General features: G+C 44.7%; 21 protein-coding genes and 1 pseudogene. 18 read left to right on the plus strand and 4 right to left on the minus strand.

All coding sequences use genetic code 11. The features are described 5' to 3' along the window. Positions 1 to 334: hypothetical protein (locus tag NT178_01860; GenBank protein MCX5811279.1), on the plus strand; the 334-nt coding region annotated here is incomplete at its 5' end. A 161-nt stretch (positions 335 to 495) separates the two neighbouring features. Here NT178_01860 and NT178_01865 read toward each other — a convergent pair. Next, positions 496 to 813, minus strand: a complete 318-nt coding sequence (locus NT178_01865) for a hypothetical protein (protein MCX5811280.1) — start codon at positions 811 to 813, stop codon at positions 496 to 498. Between the two features lie 141 nt (positions 814 to 954). Further along, positions 955 to 1,158, minus strand: a complete 204-nt coding sequence (locus tag NT178_01870; protein MCX5811281.1) for a hypothetical protein — start codon at positions 1,156 to 1,158, stop codon at positions 955 to 957. 523 nt (positions 1,159 to 1,681) lie between these two features. Between NT178_01870 and NT178_01875 the strand changes: the two genes are divergently transcribed. From NT178_01875 to NT178_01885, 3 genes are all read left to right on the plus strand, one after another. After that, the gene (locus tag NT178_01875) at positions 1,682 to 2,275 is read left to right on the plus strand and encodes a Crp/Fnr family transcriptional regulator (protein ID MCX5811282.1); all 594 of its coding nucleotides are present in this window, start codon (positions 1,682 to 1,684) and stop codon (positions 2,273 to 2,275) included. A gap of 54 nt (positions 2,276 to 2,329) precedes the next feature. Then, positions 2,330 to 2,794 (plus strand): DUF4405 domain-containing protein, encoded by a 465-nt coding sequence (locus NT178_01880; protein MCX5811283.1) that lies wholly within the window; start codon positions 2,330 to 2,332, stop codon positions 2,792 to 2,794. Positions 2,795 to 2,878: 84 nt separating this feature from the next. Then, a complete protein-coding gene (locus tag NT178_01885; protein ID MCX5811284.1) occupies positions 2,879 to 3,289 on the plus strand; it encodes a hypothetical protein in 411 nt (136 codons plus the stop codon). Here NT178_01885 and NT178_01890 read toward each other — a convergent pair whose 3' ends face one another. Then, the gene (locus NT178_01890; GenBank protein MCX5811285.1) at positions 3,290 to 3,589 is read right to left on the minus strand and encodes a HigA family addiction module antitoxin; all 300 of its coding nucleotides are present in this window, start codon (positions 3,587 to 3,589) and stop codon (positions 3,290 to 3,292) included. A gap of 18 nt (positions 3,590 to 3,607) precedes the next feature. Next, entirely contained in the window at positions 3,608 to 3,892 is a 285-nt protein-coding gene (locus NT178_01895; protein MCX5811286.1) for a type II toxin-antitoxin system RelE/ParE family toxin, read from the minus strand. Positions 3,893 to 4,346: 454 nt separating this feature from the next. On the opposite strand from NT178_01895, the gene NT178_01900 reads away from it, so the two are divergent. The 14 genes and pseudogenes from NT178_01900 to NT178_01965 form a co-directional block, all read left to right on the plus strand. Beyond that, on the plus strand, positions 4,347 to 4,850 hold the full coding sequence (locus NT178_01900; protein MCX5811287.1) for an inorganic diphosphatase: 504 nt from the start codon (positions 4,347 to 4,349) through the stop codon (positions 4,848 to 4,850). 583 nt (positions 4,851 to 5,433) lie between these two features. Then, positions 5,434 to 6,081: a hypothetical protein gene (locus tag NT178_01905; GenBank protein MCX5811288.1), complete on the plus strand. Its 648-nt coding sequence runs from the start codon at positions 5,434 to 5,436 to the stop codon at positions 6,079 to 6,081. A gap of 165 nt (positions 6,082 to 6,246) precedes the next feature. Beyond that, positions 6,247 to 7,557 (plus strand): PAS domain S-box protein, encoded by a 1,311-nt coding sequence (locus NT178_01910; GenBank protein MCX5811289.1) that lies wholly within the window; start codon positions 6,247 to 6,249, stop codon positions 7,555 to 7,557. A 31-nt stretch (positions 7,558 to 7,588) separates the two neighbouring features. Next, positions 7,589 to 8,185 (plus strand): ATP-binding protein, encoded by a 597-nt coding sequence (locus NT178_01915; protein MCX5811290.1) that lies wholly within the window; start codon positions 7,589 to 7,591, stop codon positions 8,183 to 8,185. 3 nt (positions 8,186 to 8,188) lie between these two features. Next, entirely contained in the window at positions 8,189 to 8,824 is a 636-nt protein-coding gene (locus NT178_01920; GenBank protein MCX5811291.1) for a response regulator transcription factor, read from the plus strand. Between the two features lie 185 nt (positions 8,825 to 9,009). Next, complete coding sequence (locus NT178_01925) at positions 9,010 to 9,219, plus strand: hypothetical protein (protein ID MCX5811292.1); 210 nt, start codon at positions 9,010 to 9,012, stop codon at positions 9,217 to 9,219. Between the two features lie 40 nt (positions 9,220 to 9,259). Continuing rightward, positions 9,260 to 9,763 (plus strand): hypothetical protein, encoded by a 504-nt coding sequence (locus NT178_01930; protein ID MCX5811293.1) that lies wholly within the window; start codon positions 9,260 to 9,262, stop codon positions 9,761 to 9,763. Positions 9,764 to 9,777: 14 nt separating this feature from the next. Next, positions 9,778 to 9,999: a YMGG-like glycine zipper-containing protein gene (locus NT178_01935; GenBank protein ID MCX5811294.1), complete on the plus strand. Its 222-nt coding sequence runs from the start codon at positions 9,778 to 9,780 to the stop codon at positions 9,997 to 9,999. After that, positions 10,000 to 10,186: pseudogene (locus NT178_01940) on the plus strand (DUF3185 domain-containing protein). It abuts the gene before it with no gap. 36 nt (positions 10,187 to 10,222) lie between these two features. Continuing rightward, on the plus strand, positions 10,223 to 10,513 hold the full coding sequence (locus NT178_01945; GenBank protein MCX5811295.1) for a coiled coil domain-containing protein: 291 nt from the start codon (positions 10,223 to 10,225) through the stop codon (positions 10,511 to 10,513). A gap of 134 nt (positions 10,514 to 10,647) precedes the next feature. Beyond that, a complete protein-coding gene (locus NT178_01950; GenBank protein ID MCX5811296.1) occupies positions 10,648 to 10,905 on the plus strand; it encodes a hypothetical protein in 258 nt (85 codons plus the stop codon). A gap of 273 nt (positions 10,906 to 11,178) precedes the next feature. After that, entirely contained in the window at positions 11,179 to 11,493 is a 315-nt protein-coding gene (locus NT178_01955) for a BON domain-containing protein (protein MCX5811297.1), read from the plus strand. A 188-nt stretch (positions 11,494 to 11,681) separates the two neighbouring features. Beyond that, positions 11,682 to 12,401 (plus strand): lipid-binding SYLF domain-containing protein, encoded by a 720-nt coding sequence (locus NT178_01960; protein MCX5811298.1) that lies wholly within the window; start codon positions 11,682 to 11,684, stop codon positions 12,399 to 12,401. An 88-nt stretch (positions 12,402 to 12,489) separates the two neighbouring features. Continuing rightward, a partial coding sequence (locus NT178_01965; GenBank protein MCX5811299.1) for a phospholipase D-like domain-containing protein occupies positions 12,490 to 13,582 on the plus strand: 1,093 nt, incomplete at its 3' end.

Consider the following 13,582-nt stretch of genomic DNA (forward strand, 5'->3'; position numbering starts at 1 on the left):
TCAGGGTTATCTTTTTGCTGCCAACCTCGATTGCCCTGACCGTGATAAGATTTTTGAGGCCGTCATGAAGATACCCGTCACCAATGCCACCCTGAATAATCTGCTCACAGCATACAAAAAAGTCAAACCGGACACAACCAACACAAAACCTATACCCGTGAAGAAACAGGTTGCCAGCCTGATATCCGTGAAGACAGTTTTTGAGAAGGGCCTTGGAACTTATATAAGAGAAGACCTTGAAAAACTCCTCTATGAACTGCAGGTTTTCTGTGATTTCGTGCAACAGCAGGTGCCTATGGCCCCATACGGTAAGAAAAGGCCGCCCCAGGTATGAGTAAGAAGCAGGGGCTATACCGACACGCTCTCGATAAATTATAAAACACATCCAGGTCTGAGATATTTGCCATAAGAGTTGCGGGGAAACATGCAAGAACAGGTCTTAAGAGATTTCCGTATCAACTGCAAGCTCTCTGTACACTGGTAGAGGAGCTGGTTCTACTTCTCCTCGTTGATATTCTTGGTTTCGCTCTTTTTATGTTCCATTTCCTCAAAATATTTTTGATATTCTTTAAACACTACTGCTGCGTATTTTGACCACGCGCCCGAAGGGATATAATTGTTTTCTGACAGCCGGTTTACCAGTTCTTTGGCAACAATCTTATCGGGTCTTTTCCCCTCCCTGTAAGCATCATTGAAGATTCTGTCCAGACCGGTTACTCCCACCTTGCCACCATCAGGGAAGGTAAGCATCCGTGGTCTATCTGTTGATGGTGCGCAGCATGGACCCATTCCTTGATTTATTTGTGCCGACACGATTAACCTCCTAAAAAAAATCTAAGCAACAAAGGAATTCCTATCCAAATTCTGTCTATCTCTAACCGAGGGATATTCTTCACCGGTCAGGTTCCTCCTGAAAGAGGGAGGCTGCCTCGCAGCAACATCATAGGGTGTCTATTACCCTTTGGTGTCGGTTTGACTCTTAACGTGCTTTCGGTACTCCTTCAGTAGTACATAGGCATAATCTTTACGGGCGTGTTCAGACGAAGGAATGTAGTTTTTTGCGGCTTCCAGCCTGCCGATAATCTCTTCGGCGGTCTCATCATTTGCCTGTCTGCCTTCAGTGTAAAGTTCGGCCATAATTTCATCCAGACCATACACGCCAGCCTCTGTGTCATCGATAAATTTCAGTATGTGCCAACTAACTGTTGGTTTTGGGGGAATTCAGCACCCTCCTGCTCATCCCTTCTCATCATGGAGTAGGAGATCGTCTTCATGTTCATTCTTCGACATATTGTACCTCCTCACTTGTTTTTTTCAGCCAGACCTGGCCGGTAAGTTATGCACATTCCCCGAGAGGCTCTGTCATTAGTATACCAAACATTTGATCAGGTAGCCAGCTACAATAGCAATAAAAAACGTTCAGTGCAAAAACGAAGAGCAGCTTCTTCTTAAACATTAAATCAAGAATTATCATCTCCGGGATGCTGCCCCTGCTCCGCCTATTATGACGGACACTCACCGCGCCCACGTCCATGCCCTCGTCTACAAAATACCCGCGATAGTGGGCCATGCTTTTGAATGCGACTTGGGGGCCGCTCAATTTCTGATTGTCATAGCCTCTCCAACAATATTATAATATTGCCTGAAGCAGGAAAATTGCGAAAGAATTAAGGCAATCAATATGAACCCGGACATTAAAGAAAATATCGTAACGCATTTTCCTCAATTTGAACAGTGTTGGGACAAGGTAGAAAAGTATCTAAATTATAAGAAATTCCATGCAAAAAAGATCCTGCTCCGGGATGGGGAAGTTGCAAAAACCCTTTACTTTATTCTCAATGGCTGTATAAGGACTTATCTGATCAGAGAAGACGGAAGGGAAATAACCATGCAGTTCTTTTTCGAGGGGCAGATGGTAGCTTCAATGGAAAGCTTTTTCTCAAAAAGTCCGGGCAGGGTTTATCTGGAAACAATTGAAGAGACCGGGGTTGTTGCAGTTGACAGCAAAGATTTTGAAAAATTTATCGGGAGTATGGACCCTTCAAAAGACGGTCTTGTATCATTTTTGAAGCATAGGCTTTTCTATTACATGAGCCTTCACACTTCGTTTATAGCTGACCCTCCGGAAAAAAGGTATCTGAAACTAATCGAGGAACACCCGAGGATTATGGAAAGGGTTCCACAGCACTATATTGCTACGTATCTCGGCATAACCCCTGTATCGCTCAGCAGAATAAGGGGCCGCATAAGAAATAATAAAATTAACAAAGGTTAACGACATATTTTATAAAACCTCGTATTATTGATGATAAACAATGGAGGTTTTACTATGAAACAGAATACCAGGATAACTAATATCGGCCTGATTATTGTAAGTTTGACAACGATATTAACAGGTTTTGTTATTCAGTTGCGATATCATATGGATAGACTACCTCCAACTGCAGAAACATGGGGTTTGGCTTATGACAGTTGGTCATCCCTTCACAAATTATCAATTGTGGTGTTTTCACTTCTTACGTTGTTTCACGTCATTGCACATTGGAAATGGTACAAAACAGTAGTTATCAAAAAATTGTTTGCCAAAAATAAGCAAACAATAATTCTCTCAGTAATTTTTATTATTACTGCCGTTACCGGTTATATAGCCTGGTTTGCAGGATTAGCCAATGGAGGAGCGTCATCAGATACTATGCTATTTAGAAAAGCATTCATTGAAATTCATGATAAGATAGCCATATTATTAACTATTTATATAGTTGGCCATATTATAAAACGGATGAAAAGGATCTGAGTTCGTCATTTTCCTCCTTGTATTTAATCCCGCTCTTTGATAGCATGAAGAAAATCAGGTTTAACTTTTCCTTGAGGACTCAATGTGGAAATCAGAATAAAGAGAATAACAACACCGACAATCAATGGACATCCTGATTTGCCGGAAGATACCGCCGTCTACCTGGTTGTTGACAATGATAAAGAGTTCACAATTACCTGCAGGTTTCACATCCACGGCAACAGTCTCTGCCTTTACGGACAGGAAGGAACCCTGCACACAGATGCGGATACCGGTAATGTTTACAGACAGATAGTCTCCCCTGGTGGCGGCTGCGGCTTGATCATAAACGATGAGCCCATCGAGGGACTGTCACCCTGGGCATTGCGTGGCGTTATTATTGCCGAACAAAGCAAGGAAACAGGGGAAATCCTGTTAACAACGGAAGGTTCTAAAAGCGGTTCTGATGAACCGCCGGTCATGTTCATTGACGGCAACGCTACCGTAAAGAATTGATTATTGATTAACTGCTTTGAAGGTATGGATATGCGATAATTCGGTTTCTATTAGGCGCTTCTCTTCTTCAAGGTCATAGTCGTTCTGAATGCCAAGCCAGAACTGAGGTGAATTCCCGAAGAATTTACTAAAACGCAGAGCCGTATCTGCGGTTATACGTCTTTTTGCCTGTATAATTCCGGAAATCCTTGTTCGTGGGATGCTTGTCTCCTTTGCAAGCCTGTATGCCGATATTTTAAGCGGTTTAAGAAATTCTTCTTCTAAAATCTCCCCCGGATGTATATTTGGAAGTCTATTCATGTTACCTCCTGAATATTTTTAGGAATGATAATCGGCTATCTCCACGTTGTAGCAGTTGCCTTTTGTCCATTCAAAACAGATTCTCCACTGTTCGTTAACCCTTATGCTGTATTGGTCCTTTCTGTTGCCTTTTAAAGCTTCCAGCCTGTTTGCAGGCGGTATCTTTAAATCGTTTAGATCAGTTGCATTGTTTAAGATCCTCAGCTTTCTCCTTGCCACTTTCTGAATATCAATCGGCAACGCTCTGACAATCTCTCCATTCCAGATTCTCTCAACATCCTTTGATTTAAAGGATTTTATCATTGTTTAATAGTAACGCCTTGCGTAACCATTGTCAAGTTCTATGTAATGTATTGAAGTAAAATTCACGAAAGCTACGCAGGAATGACAGAAAATAGCAACCAGGGTAATTTTGCAAAGGTCTCAAATGGCAATCAACAATAATCTTTGATAGGACTTTAATTTGTAAATTAGTTATAATTACAGGATAATGGCACTGTCAAAAGTTACATGATAAATTGGTATGAGATTAAGTAAGAACAGGCCTTTAAAAGACAAAATAAGGGGGAGGTAGAAAATAGAATCGTAGGCGTACTGAACGTACGTCGGAGGATCGCAAGGCGAAACAGAGCGCCACAGATTGATATTCCGATCATGCCGCTGACCGACCAAGAAAAAATAGCTAAAAATGCTCAAGAAACAGAATAATATGAAGAAAACATTTGATAATACCTTAAAAAAACATAGGAGGCTGGATATGACCGAAGAGAAGAACGAAGAAGTTATTGAAGTATTAATAGAGATTCCAAAAGGAAGTCGGAATAAATATGAATATGATAGTGTGAGAAAAATAATCAGGTTTGACCGGATGTTATTTTCATCTGCGATATATCCCTGTGATTATGGCTTTATTCCAAATACTCTCTCTCTTGACGGAGACCCCCTTGATGCATTGGTTCTTGTATGGGAATCAACATTTCCTGGCTGTCTTATAGAAGTCATACCTATTGGTGTCTTTTTAATGAAAGATGAAAAAGGTCCGGATGAAAAGATACTTTGTGTTCCCTTAAAAGATCCTTTCTGGAATTACATAAAAACAATGTCTGAAGTTCCTCCGCATCTATTAAAAGAAATCGAAAACTTTTTTACAATTTATAAAGAGCTTGAGAATAAAGAAGTTGAAATATTGGGCTGGCAAGATGAAGCAGCGGCAATAAAAATCATTAAAGAATCAAAAGACAAATTTAAACAACTTTTTTAGATGGGGATGACCTAAATCATAATGGATGGAGCGAAAAAAGGCCGGTGTGACTGTGACCTGACCCCAATAAACCGGCCCGGTTTCTATGTTAGAATCGATAAGCCTGTACTTAAACACCAATTGCACCGGCTCATAGAAGAGGTCTTGGGCAGACATCCTCAGAAGTGAATTGCGTGCCGCTTAGTATCCATATAATAAATGGTTTTGTCGTAAACGCTCTATGCTTGGCTTGTAGTCAACGCCTTGATGATAAAGAAGCTATAAACAATTTCAAATACCTAATCTACACATTTTGTTCCTGCTGGGATTTATTGATTACCATATTATAAGGTACGCTTAAGGTGCGCTTCTCTGAGTTTCAGAAAGCACCTGTTTTTTGTGGTAGAAATTATCGATCCGACTCGTGCTCATAGTTTTCTGAAATGTTGTTTTTGTTATATTTTTTTAATATGCAACGTTACAAACGGTATTAAGTAATTCTGTAAAATAGGATTTTCACTTGTAAATTAATTAAAATTAAAGGAGAATTAAGAAAAGCCTGTTTGCGGCTCGCATCCTTTGGGGGAAATGGGGTCTTATCTTTATGAAAAAAGAAACTCTTTACATCGCTCTTGTAAACATTTTTATCGGAATGTGTGTTTCTTTCCTGCTAAAGGGCAGCACCCTCGCCGTCGTTCTCATCGTCATCGCGATCGGCACGATCATTTTTATAGAACGAAAATGGATTTACGAAAACGTCTTCAGAAGGAAGAAACGGTATGCTGCGGTGGGATATTCCTTCCTAGCCGCCCTGATGATGGTTTTTCTAACTTTTATCACCTTACCGAGCCGCGATACATCCCACATTATCAAGCTGGTGAACGGGTTTTTGGAGGATGTCACGGCGGGTAATTATCCGGGCGCTTACGAACAACTTTCCGAGGTGTCTAAAAAAGTATATACCCTGAAGGATTTTACCAACGATCATGTGGAAAATCGCATCAAGGTCCAGAATTTCAGAATCGATGAGGTCATCTTTAACAAGTATGACAAAAAGAAAGCCGTGGCGGTGGTCTCAAGCCCCTTCACACTCTATGATCGCGAAACGCTGAACCTGGAGATGATCAAGGAAGAGGAGGGGTGGCGGATCGTTTTCAGCAGGACCATTTTCCACCCCAACGGCTCCGGCCAGGGGAAAAGTAAAAACAAGGGGGACCCCGTCACCAATTTCTTCAGGAAGCTCTTTCGATGAAACCTTCTCAATTTTTTGTGGTATAAATTCTTAAGTCTGACCCCCGCTTGCTTGCTTCTTCTTCGCAGTATTACAGTTACGAGATTTGTATAAAAAGTTTGACACTCCCCGGTGTCCGTTTTATAATTACTCAAAAGGGGGCTAAGTATAGGTAATAACATAAAAATACTTGTTACAGAAAATGACCCCGAACTCCTCATCCTGACCGCCATGGCCCTCAGGAGAGCGGGGCATGAAGTCCTGGAGGCATCTACGGGGGAGGAATGCCTCGAGAAAACCCGCGCCAATCGTCCTGATGTGGTCATGCTGGATGTGGCGCTCCCCGATATCTCCGGCATTGAGGCATGCAGGCAGATTAAGGAAAGCGTTGGCTTCAAGGATATTCTTGTAATCCTCACCTCTGACACCCATATCTCATCCGAACACCAGGCGAACGGGCTCAATATTGGGGCCGATGGTCTCATAGTAAAGCCCATTTCCGACAAGGAGCTCATTGCACGGGTACAGTCAATGGTACGGATCAAGATGGCAGAGGAAGCGTTTAAGGCTTCCGAGACTCGTTACCGGAGGCTCTTTGAAACAGCCCAGGACGGAATCTTGATCATCAATGAAGAGACGGGGCAGATAGATGATGTTAACCCATTCCTGATAGACATGTTGGGCTATACCTATGAAGAGTTTATGGGAAAGAAGCTCTGGGAGATAGGGGCCTTCAAAAACACCGGGGCAAGCAAAGCTGCCCTTACCGAGTTGCAGCATAAAGGGTATGTCCGTTATGAAGATTTACCGCTTACAGCAAAAGACGGACGGGAGATCGATGTAGAATTTGTCAGTAACGTGTACACGGTAAACCACCAAAAGGTCATCCAGTGCAATATCCGCGACATCACAATCAAAAGAGTAGCCGAGAAAGAACTCCGGAGGAGCCAGAAGCTTTTCCACACAATCGCACGGGTGTCTCCGGTGGGACTATTCCTTACTGACAGTGAAGGACAGTGTGTCTACGTAAATGAATACTGGTCTGAAATTACCGGCCTATCGCCCGACGAGACATATGGAGAAGGGTGGGCAAAGGCACTGTTCCCCGCGGACAAAGAAAGGGTCTTGAACGAATGGTATCAGGCGGTCCAAAGGGATCTGCCTTTCGAATCAGAATTTCGCTTCCAGCAGCAGGGCGGCATTATAAAATGGGTGATGGGGAAAGCAATAGCTGAAAGAGGCGTACATGGAGAAAAACTTGGTTATGTGGGGACCGTCACCGACATCACCGAGCGCAAGAAGATAGAAAATGAGCTTCAGAAAGCATACGATGGATTGGAAGAACGGGTTGCAGAACGGACAGCTCAATTGGTTGCATCAAATGTGCTGCTTAAACAGGAAATCATGAAACGTAAAATCGTTGGAGAAAAACTGAATGAATCCCAGGAACGATTGCGCAATCTCACCAACCATTTACAACAAATCAGAGATCCATGACGAATTAGGGCAGGTTTTAACGGGTTTAAAAATGGATATACGCTGGATAGAAAGACGATTACCGGAAGACGGCACATTGATTGCGGAAAGGCTCAACTCAATATTTATGCTTATTGATAATGCCATCCTTTCCGTGCAAAGACTTTCGATGGCATTGAGACCGCCCGCCCTGGACGATTTTGGTCTGAATGAAGCAATCGAATTGGTGTTAACGGATTTTAAAAAGAGGACAAACATTACATGCGAGTTTATTTCAACGCCGTACCGCACGGCCCTTAACAGGGAAGTTTCTACAGAGGTCTTTCGTATCTTCCAGGAAGCTCTTACCAACATTGCCCGCCATGCCAACGCACAAATTGTTACGATAATCCTGCAGCATACGGGAAATCGACTCACTATGGAAATCAGGGATGACGGGAGAGGCATTACAAAAAAGGAGATCGCAGACCCTTCGTCTATTGGATTGACGGGCATGCATGAACGGGTATATGCCCTGAAGGGAACCCTCGAAATCAACGGCGTTCAGGGAAAAGGAACAACCGTTACCGTAAGTATTCCCCTCCGTGAAAATAAAAAAAACAACACAAAAATAAATCGTCGTCCGAAGAAGACGGCAGGAGAGGTGTAAGCGATGCTCCGCATTATTATTGCCGATGATCACCCGGTCGTGCTCAAAGGTCTCAAAGAGATCATCGAGGAACACTTCGACGATGTGACAATCGATACAAGCTCTAAGGGCTATGAATTGCTGAACAAGATTAACGACAATGATTACGACATTGTTCTCCTTGATATTTCGCTCCCCGATATCAATGGCATGGAAGTCCTCAGAGAAATTAAAAAGAAGAAACGGAAACTCCTTGTTCTTATCCTGAGCATGTATCCTGAAGAGCAGTACGCAGCCCGCGCCTTAAAAGCCGGAGCAAATGGCTATCTTACAAAACGAAGTGCATCGGATGAACTGGTGCTGGCTGTACGGAAAATTCTGTCCGGTAAAAGATATGTAAGCCCTGCCTTTGCCGAAAAGATGATGTTCGATTTCGAGTCAGATACTGAAAAACCTCCCCATGAAAATCTCTCCGATCGTGAGCTTCAAGTGCTGTGCATGATGGGCAAAGGAACGGCGGTGAGGGAAATCGCCGAGAAACTCCATTTGAGCCCAAACACCATAAGAACCTATCGGACTCGCATTTTGGAAAAGATCGGTGTTAAGGGAACCAGCGAGCTGATTCATTATGCCATAACACACGATCTGACGGAAGAGTAAGAGCTTTTCTGTTAATCTTCCCGTGAAGTAATAAAATATTTCTGATCCTAATCCCTGTAGCAAAAAAGACGACACGCTTCTTTATGAAAATCGCTACAAAATAATTGTCGGTTTTGCGACAGACATGAGTGATTGTCTGTTGTATCCTAATACAGTGTAATTGTAGGTATAAGATGACAAACAAAATGAAACTGATCTTTGTTATCGCAGGTACTGTTTCCGCTGTCTTCTTTGTGATGAGTACGCCGTTTGCCGTTGATATTGCTGATCAGGTACTCTCAGCAATTGCGAATGTACTCGGCCAGCATGAGGCGCCTACACTTTCTGCTCTGGCAGTATTCGTAATTCCTGGTCTGTATCTGTATCTTGCCTTCGGGCAGAGAAGATACTCATAATTTAGACTTTTAATACTTAGTAAGAAAGGAGGAACTATTTATGAAGAAACAGAACGTATTAAAGATTTTTATTACAGTGTTGTTTTTGCTCGGGTTCATAGCCTGTTCTTTTAACGTGCCGGCTGCGGAGAAAAGTCCAGAGCAAAAAGTAGAGCAAAAAGCGGACAGGAAAGGCCTTGAACAGGGGTTGGAGGATTCCCTGGGAATGCCGGTTCTCAAAGGAGATCTATGGCAAAAGATGACGCATGATTCCAGGGTGGCATTTATCTGGGGTTTCGGACATGTGGTATCGATCGAACATTACCTGATGGAGAAATTCCCGGAGCTTAAAAGGGACAGTTATGTCTCGAAGGTTGTTGAGGGAATGGCTAATACACCCATGAATGAGGTTGTAGATCGGGTGACCAGATACTACGATATGCATCCGGATCAGATTGAAAAACCGGTGACTAATGTGCTCTGGGATACAATGATCAGGCCGAACATAAAAACGGGCATCGCAGGCCGTCCATTAAATAAGAGGCCATGCAAATATTACAACTAAGAAGGAGACATGAGATGAAACGTACCGTGATTATTTTTATTATGCTTGCTTTTGTTTTTACCTTTGTTGGATGTGCAGGAATGAGTAGAACACAACAGACTACGTTGAGCGGGGCAGGCATTGGCGCTGTTGGCGGCGGCGTACTTGGCGCATTGGTTGGAGGAAGCCCTCTTGTTGGAGCAGCCATCGGTGCCGGTGTAGGTGGGGCTGCAGGCTACTTAGTCGGCCAGCATTAACTGATCGCTCTGGGAATTGCGGTGTTCGCTTACCAGGGAATCACCTATACGACCAGAGAGAAAGTTGTTGATCTTGGCCCCATCCAGGTCTGAGAAAAATAAAACGCTGTTGATGCCGCCCATTGTGCGGGCTATTGCGCTCGTGGGTGGTGTCGTGCTCCTGGTTGTGGGAAGCAAGAAAGGTTGATGAGAGGCAAAACGTTTCAACCACGAGGAGGGTGTTATGACAGACAAACGAAAAGCATACGAAGAAAAATTTGATGCGCAGTTGAAGGAATGGATGGCCGAGATCGCTCTGTTTAATGCCAAAGCGGACAAAACCAAAGCCGAGGCGAAGATTGAGTACTACAAAATGATAGAAACCTTGCAGGGCAAGCAGGATGCGGCCAGGACGAAGTTACAGGAGTTAAGAACCGCCGGCGATGATGCATGGGAGGACCTCAAGACAGGTGCAGAAAACGTGTGGACTGAAGTCAAGACTTCCTTCCAAAGCGCGGCTTCAAGGTTAAAATAAGGCAGGTACGTTTTCGACCGCCAAGGAGTTAGAAATGAAAAAATGTATCTACGGAATTCTTAGTTTGTTCGTCCTTCTAGGGGCACTGCTGCTCCCCGGAGGTACACAAGAGGCAGCCGCGCAAGTACAAGTCAATGTCAAGGTCTCCACGCGGGAACCAGTGGTACCGATCGAGGGCCTACAAAGGGCCATGGGGGGTTGTTGAGCAGCGCTACGTCCCTGCCTCTGTACATCGGGTCCCCAGGGATTACCGGACCGTGTACGAGAAGGAAAAGCATATCCCTTACGGGCAGTGGAAGAAACAAGGGAAGAATCGGGCGAAAGCGGAACGGAAAGAGGACAAAAGGGAGCAAAAAGAGGGCCGCGGACACGGCGGCCAGGGCAAGGATTAGGCTGAACCTTCAAAAGGATGTTGTGTGCGCCAAAGGGGTGCACGACCGCAAATCGGCATAATCCTTGTAGCAAAAAAGACGACACGCTTCTTTATGAAAAATGTTACAAAATAATTGTTGGTTCTGCGACAGACATGAGTCAGTACTTCTGGTATCGTACTGTATATGGTTTGCTGCGATATCTCCAGAGCCGGCGAAGGGATTGAACATAACAGGATGTGGGCAATGCCATATACATTCACCACCAAATTTATCACAAGGAGGAGTACCGCTATGAAAAAAAGAAATGTCTTTATCAGTTATTTGCTCGTGCTTATGCTAATCACCACCTTTATGGCCTGTGCATCTTCACCCAAGCAGGAAAGTGCGGGTGAATTCGTTGACGACTCGGTCATCACGACGAAGATAAAATCACTACTTGCAAATGATGATTTTCTCAAGTCATTTCAGATCAGTGTTGAAACTCGCAAGGGTATCGTCCAACTGAGCGGCTTTGTTAATTCTCAGGATGCCTTCAACAAAGCGGATCAAATAGCAAGGGGCGTCGGAGGGGTCAAATCCGTGAAAAATAGTCTGATCGTGAAGTGAATTACCCCGCAGTATTGACCTGCGGGGTAATAGGCGATTGTTATCCTTATCACAGATGGAGTACCTGCTAAGGTTCCTCCACAAGGCAAACAAATAAGGACAACTGACCTCAGAGAAGAGGGGGCTACATGGTTTAACAGAGCAGATCAAACCCCGATATGTTTATTCTAAGAAGCTAAGGAGAAAATATGAAGAAAACAAAATGTGGTTATTGGATCGTAAGAGGTTTGCTCATGGGAGCACTGCTTTTTGTTGTTTCCGGAATGACATCTCCGGCATGGGCCAACGATGCCAAGGACAGCGCACAACTGGTAGATAAGGCACGGATGACCCTGGAAAACTTTGTTAAGGCCCAGGAAATGGAGGCTTTTCGCAATCTTCTCAAGGATGCGAGAGGCGTCTTTATTGCTCCCCAGATTCTGAAAGGGGCCTTTGTTGTTGGTGTCTCCGGCGGCAGCGGGGTCTTCGTGGTTCGTGACAGGAAAACGGGAACCTGGGCAGGACCTGCCTTTTACACGATTGGCGAGGCAAGCTTTGGTTTTCAGGCAGGCGGTGAGGCCTCTGAAGTGATACTCCTTGCCATGACCGACAGGGGCATCACAGCGCTCCTTGGGAATAGCGCCAAACTCGGTGCAGATGTCGGTATTGCCGTCGGGCCGGTAGGTATGGGAGCAGCAGCTTCAACAGCCAACCTCAGTGCCGACATTGTCAGCTTTGCCAGCTCAAAAGGGTTGTTTGGCGGAATTGCTCTTGATGGGGCTCTTGTAAAGGTGCGTAACGGATTGAATAAGGCCTACTATCTTAAGAATAAGCTAACCCCTACCGATATCCTTATCCGGAGAACAGTCACGAATCCTCAGGCTGATAGTCTGACCAAGGCAGTTGCCATGGCGGTGGAGGGAAAGTAACACCAGGGCTCATTAAGCTAAGTCAGAGAGAGATTGTAGCACCACCATATGACGATTCAATGAGTGGTACGTAAAAAAGAGGAAAACTATGGAAAAGATCGCACAGGAGATGGAAACAGCCACGTTTGCCCTGCTGTTCTTTCTCTTGATTTCCATCGTGACCCTCAGCGGAGGATGCGCGACCTTGCCGAACGTTTCTGAAGCAATCCTCGAAGTACCGACTACCCAGAAACCGGCTCAAATCGCTTCGGCCAAAAGACTATTGTCTCCCAAACAGAGCAAAGTCCTCATGGAACGATTGCAGCGATCCGTCGACGCGACAGACATGCTTCAACGTTATAGTGCTGTAATAGAATCGGTAAGTGAAAGCCCGTTGACGAAGGGGAACAAAGTCGCGTTGCTCGTTGATGGTGCGGCCACCTATGCCGCCATGTTCAAAGCGGTAGAGAATGCCAGAGACCATATCAATCTCGAAACGTTTACCATGGAAGATATTGAGGATGACACGGGTCGAAAATTTGCTGATCTGTTGTTGCAAAAGCAGTCGGAAGGGGTGCAGGTGAATCTCGTCTACGACAGTGTAGGCAGCTACACTACTCCCGCTGCATTCTTTCAGCACTTGCGCGATGGGGGGATACAGGTTGTCGAATTCAACCCGATAAATCCTCTGAAGTACCGCGGAAAATGGCATCTCGCCATATCGGACCATCGTAAAATTTTGATTGTAGATGGCAAAACTGCCATTACCGGGGGTGTTAACATCAGCCAGGTTTATTCAAGCAGCCTTTCCGGAAGGGGGAGAGAGAAAGGGGAACAGATGCCATGGCGTGATACGGACATTCATATTGAAGGCCCTGCCGTGGTTGAGTTCCAAAAACTATTTCTTGACACGTGGCAGAGACAGAAGGGTGTGACACTCTCCGGCCGGAACTATTTCCCCGAACTGAAGGAAGAGGGAAATACTCTGGTGGGGGTTTTGGGCAGTACCCCGGGAGAAGGCAACAGGCTCACTTTCATTATGTATGTGGCCGCCATCACGTTTGCCGAAAATTCACTCCACATGACAAATGCCTATTTTGTCCCTGACTCCCAGACGGTAGAGGCCCTCACCGATGCTGCAAAACGCGGTGTTGATGTAAAGATTATTCTTCCCGGAACAACCGATTCTTCCCTGGCCCAAT

The sequence above is a fragment of the Pseudomonadota bacterium genome (assembly GCA_026388255.1).
GTDB lineage: Bacteria > Desulfobacterota > Syntrophorhabdia > Syntrophorhabdales > Syntrophorhabdaceae > JAPLKB01.